The organism is Pseudomonas sp. PS01298 (genome assembly GCF_029959745.1).
GTDB lineage: Bacteria > Pseudomonadota > Gammaproteobacteria > Pseudomonadales > Pseudomonadaceae > Aquipseudomonas > Aquipseudomonas aylmerensis.
Window position 1 is genome coordinate 1 of sequence record NZ_JASCPP010000202.1, and the last position, 4,953, is coordinate 4,953.

Sequence of the window (4,953 nt, forward strand, 5' to 3'; positions counted from 1 at the left end):
GGCGCAGGGTCAGTCAATAGATTCGATGACTGACCAGCGCATTCGCGAGCAGGCCCACTCCCACAGTTTGATCGCTTCAGGGCAGGCGTTTATTGCGCCAGCCGCACCTGTTTTTCCAGCTCGATCTTCAAGCCAGGCTCCAGCTTGAGTTGCCGCGCCAGCTCATCGAGGTAGGCCTTCTCCATGAAATTCTCCTCATCCACCAGCATCACGCTGGCGATGTACATCTCCGCGGCCATTTCCGGGGTGCTGGCGGCGCGGGCCACATCGGCCGGGTCCAGGGGTTTGTTCAGTTCGGCGTGCAGCCAGCTGTGCAACTCGCGGTCATCGTCCAGCTTGGTGAATTCGCCTTCGATCAGCGCGCGCTCGCGCTCATCCACATGCCCGTCCGCCTTGGCGGCGGCTACCAGGGCCTTGAGGATGCCCTGGCTGTGTTGCTCGACTTGGGCCGGTGGCAAACGGTCGATGGTTTGCGGTTCGCCTTGAGGTGCGCTGGCCTGGTTTGCCTGCCAGTTGCCATAGGCTTTATAGGCAATGACACCCAACGCGGCGAGCCCGCCGTAGGTCAGGGCCTTGCCGCCGAACTTGCGGGCTTTCTTGTTCCCCAGCAGCAGGCCCATGGCCCCGGCCGCCAGGGCGCCACCGCCAGCACCACCGAGCAGACTGCCAAGGCCACCACCGCCCAGCAGCCCGCCAAGGGCGCCTTTGTCGTCCGGCTTGCGCTGGCCGCCGGCCTTGTTCTGCAACATGTCCTGGCCAGATTTGAGCAGTTGATCGAGCAATCCACGGGTATTCATTCGCAGCCTCCAGACACTTGGGTTCGTAGGACCAATAGGCTCCCAGCGTAAAACTAAGTGCCAAAAAGCCCCGATCTAGAGTGCTTCCAGATGTAACGCCACTGCCCTTCGCTTAAATCGATATACACTCGGATAAATCTATAAAAACACCCCACTGGTAATTCCAGCATGATGACCTTGCGTCAAATCCGGCATTTCATCGCCGTGGCCGAGACGGGCTCGATCTCCGCCGCCGCGCAAACCGCGTTCATTTCCCAGTCGACCCTGACCCTGGCCATCCAGCAACTGGAGCAGGAAATCGGCGTCAACCTGTTCAACCGCCACGCCAAGGGCATGACCCTGACCCACCAGGGCCATCAGTTCCTGCGCCAGGCGCACCTGATTCTTGCCACCGTCGACAACGCCAAGCGCAGCCTGCAGCAGAGCACCGACCAGGTTGCCGGCCAGTTGATCATCGGCGTGACCAGCCTGGTTGCCGGGTATTACCTTGCCGACCTGCTGACCCGTTTCCAGCGCGCCTATCCGAATGTGGAAATCCGCGTGATGGAGGATGAACGCCCGTACATCGAGCATTTGCTGGTCAGCGGCGAGATCGACGTGGGAGTGCTGATCCTGTCCAACCTCGAAGACCGCCACGCCCTGCAGACCGAAGTCCTCACCCACTCGCCTCATCGCCTGTGGCTGCCGGCGCAGCACCCGTTGCTGGAGCACGACAGCATCAACCTGGCCGATGTGGCGCGCGAGCCATTGATTCAGCTGAATGTCGACGAAATGGGCCACAACGCCCAACGCCTGTGGACTGCAGCCGCGCTGCAGCCACGCGTGACCTTGCGCACCGCTTCCACCGAAGCGGTGCGCAGCCTGGTGGCTGCCGGCCTGGGAGTGTCGATCCAGCCGGACATGACCTACCGGCCCTGGTCCCTGGAAGGCGACATTATTGAAGCGCGGCCGATTGCCGACCTCAGCCAGACCCTCGACGTGGGCCTGGCCTGGCGCCGTGGCACCGCGCGCCCGGCGCTGGTGGACCCGTTCCTGACCGTGGCCCGCGAACAGCCGCATCCGCGCAAGCCATCTATTTAATCGAATGCTGCATTCAGTATTTAGTATTTGTTGACCTCGCGCCCGACCTCTACTCTCAGTTCATCCATAAGAGAAGGTCAGGCGCCTTGTAAGAGAACGCCCATGGCCACACAAGAAAAGAGATCGCGAAAAATGTCCGGCGCGCCCACCCCGCTGCTCACTGCGTTGCTGATCGACGGCGAACTGGTCCAGGGCCAGGGTTTTGTCGAGCCGATCCTCAACCCAGCCACCGGTGAAGTCCTCACCCAGATCGCCGAAGCCAGCACCGAACAGGTCGAAAGCGCCATCCTCGCCGCGCACCGCGCGTTTGCCGGCTGGTCGCGGACCACGCCGCAGCAACGCTCGATCATCCTGCTGGGCATTGCCGACGCCATCGAAAAACAAGCCGACTACCTCGCTCGCCTCGAATCACTCAATTGCGGCAAGCCCTTGCACCTGGCGCGCCAGGATGACTTGAGCGCCACCGTTGATGTGTTCCGCTTCTTCGCCGGGGCCGTGCGCTGCCAGACCGGCCAGCTCAGCGGCGAATACCTGCCGGGCTACACCAGCATGGTGCGCCGTGACCCGATTGGCGTGGTCGCCTCCATTGCGCCGTGGAACTACCCGTTGATGATGGCCGCGTGGAAGATCGCCCCCGCCCTTGCCGCCGGTAATACGCTGGTGTTCAAGCCGTCGGAACATACGCCGCTGTCGATCCTGGCCCTCGCCCCCGTCCTTAAAGAACTGCTGCCGCGCGGGGTCATCAACATTCTGTGTGGCGGCGGCGAAGGCGTCGGCAGCCATTTGGTCAGCCACCCCAAGGTGCGCATGGTGTCGCTGACCGGCGATATCGTCACCGGGCAGAAAATTCTGCAAGCCGCGTCGAAAACCCTGAAACGCACGCACCTGGAACTGGGCGGCAAGGCCCCGGTGATCGTCTGCAACGACGCCGACCTGCAAGCCGTGGTCGAAGGCGTGCGCGCCTACGGCTATTACAACGCCGGCCAGGACTGCACCGCGGCCTGCCGCATCTACGCCCAGGCCGGCATCCACGACAAATTGGTCGCCGAGCTTGGCGCGGCCGTCAGTAGCCTGCGCTTTGCCGGCAAGCGTGATGCCGACAACGAACTCGGCCCGCTGATCAGCACGCGCCAGCGTGACCGCGTCGCCAGTTTTGTCGAGCGCGCCCTCGGCCAGCCGCATATCGAGCGGGTCACGGGTGCCGCCGTACATTCCGGTGCCGGCTTCTATTACCAGCCGACACTGCTCGCCGGTTGCAAACAAAACGATGAGATCGTGCAGCGCGAAGTCTTCGGCCCGGTGGTCACCGTGACCCGCTTCGATGAGCTGGAACAGGCGGTGGACTGGGCCAACGACTCCGAATACGGCCTGGCCTCGTCGGTATGGACGCAGAACCTGGACAAAGCCATGCAGGTGGCGGCGCGCCTGCAATACGGCTGCACCTGGATCAACAGCCATTTCATGCTGGTCAGCGAAATGCCCCACGGCGGCTTGAAGCGCTCGGGGTATGGGAAAGATCTGTCCAGCGATTCGCTTCAGGACTACAGCGTGGTGCGGCACATCATGGCTAGACATGGAGGTCAGCTATAAGCGGCAAGCTTCAAGCCGCAAGCTGCAAGTAAAAGCGGATCTGCGTTTGCTTTTGCTTTTGCTTGCGGCTTGCAGCTTGCAGCTTGCGACTTGCAGCTTGCGACTTGCAGCTCAGCCCTTAGAGCTACGCTAAAACAATAATCAACCCGTATACCTGTTTTTACTGCCCCGACCATAATTAAAGAAGAGGGAATCCCCATGTCCGCGCACAAGACCGCACTGCTCAGTGCCCTGACCACCGCGCTGCTGGCCAGCGCCAGCCTTCAGGCCGCCGAACCGCTGAAAGCGGTGGGGGCAGGTGAAGGCCAATTGGATATCGTCGCCTGGCCCGGCTATATCGAACGTGGCGAAAGCGACAAGGCCTACGACTGGGTCACCGGTTTCGAGAAGGAAACCGGTTGCAAGGTCAACGTGAAAACCGCCGCCACCTCTGACGAAATGGTCAGCCTGATGGCCAAGGGCGGTTATGACCTGGTCACCGCATCCGGCGATGCCTCGTTGCGGTTGATCGTCGGCAAGCGTGTGCAGCCGATCAACACGGCGTTGATCCCCAACTGGAAAAACCTCGACCCGCGCCTCAAGGATGCGCCGTGGTATGTGGTCGGCCAGCAAACCTACGGCACCCCGTACCAGTGGGGCCCGAACGTGCTGATGTACAACACCAACGTGTTCAAGACCGCGCCCACCAGCTGGAACGTGGTGTTCGATGCGCAGAACCTGCCTGACGGCAAGCCGAACAAAGGCCGCGTGCAAGCCTACGACGGTCCGATCTACATCGCCGACGCGGCGCTGTATCTCAAGTCGACCAAGCCGGAGCTGGGCATCCAGAGCCCTTACGAACTGACCGAAACCCAGTACAAGGCCGTGCTCGAACTGCTGCGCGCCCAGCAGCCGTTGATCCACCGCTACTGGCACGACACCACCGTGCAAATGAGCGACTTCAAGAACGAAGGCGTAGTGGCCTCCAGCGCCTGGCCGTATCAGGTCAACGGCCTGGTCAACGAGAAACAGCCGATCGCCTCGACCATTCCCAAGGAAGGCGCCACCGGCTGGGCCGACACCACCATGCTGCACACCGAGGCCAAGCACCCCAACTGCGCCTACAAGTGGATGGACTGGTCGCTGCAGCCGAAGGTCCAGGGCGATGTCGCGGCCTGGTTCGGCTCGCTGCCGGCGGTGCCTGCGGCGTGTAAAGAGAGTGAGCTGCTCGGCGCCGAAGGCTGCAAGACCAACGGGTTCGACCAGTTCGAAAAGATCGCTTTCTGGAAAACCCCGCAGGCTGAAGGCGGCAAGTTTGTGCCGTACAGCCGCTGGACCCAGGATTACATCGCGATCATGGGTGGGCGCTAAGCACTCCCAGGCGACACCGGCCCCATGTGGGAGCGGGCTTGCTCGCGAAAGCGGACTTTCAGTTGATTCATCGGTGACTGACACACCGCATTCGCGAGCAATCCCGCTCCCACATTTCGACCGAGTCGCCCTCAAC

4 protein-coding genes are annotated in these 4,953 nt (G+C 62.1%); 3 read left to right on the forward strand and 1 reads right to left on the reverse strand.

Features of this window, described 5'->3' with window-relative positions; genetic code table 11:
- Window positions 1–89: 89 nt before the first annotated feature.
- Window positions 90–797 carry a tellurite resistance TerB family protein gene (locus QMX97_RS31530; protein ID WP_120447764.1) on the reverse strand — a complete coding sequence of 236 codons (708 nt, stop codon included), beginning with the start codon at window positions 795–797 and terminating at the stop codon, window positions 90–92.
- 168 nt (window positions 798–965) lie between these two features.
- Between QMX97_RS31530 and QMX97_RS31535 the strand changes: the two genes are divergently transcribed.
- From QMX97_RS31535 to ydcS, 3 genes are all read left to right on the forward strand, one after another.
- The gene (locus tag QMX97_RS31535; protein ID WP_065903213.1) at window positions 966–1,877 is read left to right on the forward strand and encodes a LysR family transcriptional regulator; all 912 of its coding nucleotides are present in this window, start codon (window positions 966–968) and stop codon (window positions 1,875–1,877) included.
- A 132-nt stretch (window positions 1,878–2,009) separates the two neighbouring features.
- Window positions 2,010–3,467 (forward strand): gamma-aminobutyraldehyde dehydrogenase, encoded by a 1,458-nt coding sequence (locus tag QMX97_RS31540; protein WP_282398211.1) that lies wholly within the window; start codon window positions 2,010–2,012, stop codon window positions 3,465–3,467.
- 198 nt (window positions 3,468–3,665) lie between these two features.
- A complete protein-coding gene (gene ydcS, locus QMX97_RS31545) occupies window positions 3,666–4,817 on the forward strand; it encodes a putative ABC transporter substrate-binding protein YdcS (RefSeq protein WP_065903220.1) in 1,152 nt (383 codons plus the stop codon).
- The last annotated feature ends 136 nt before the right edge of the window (window positions 4,818–4,953 follow it).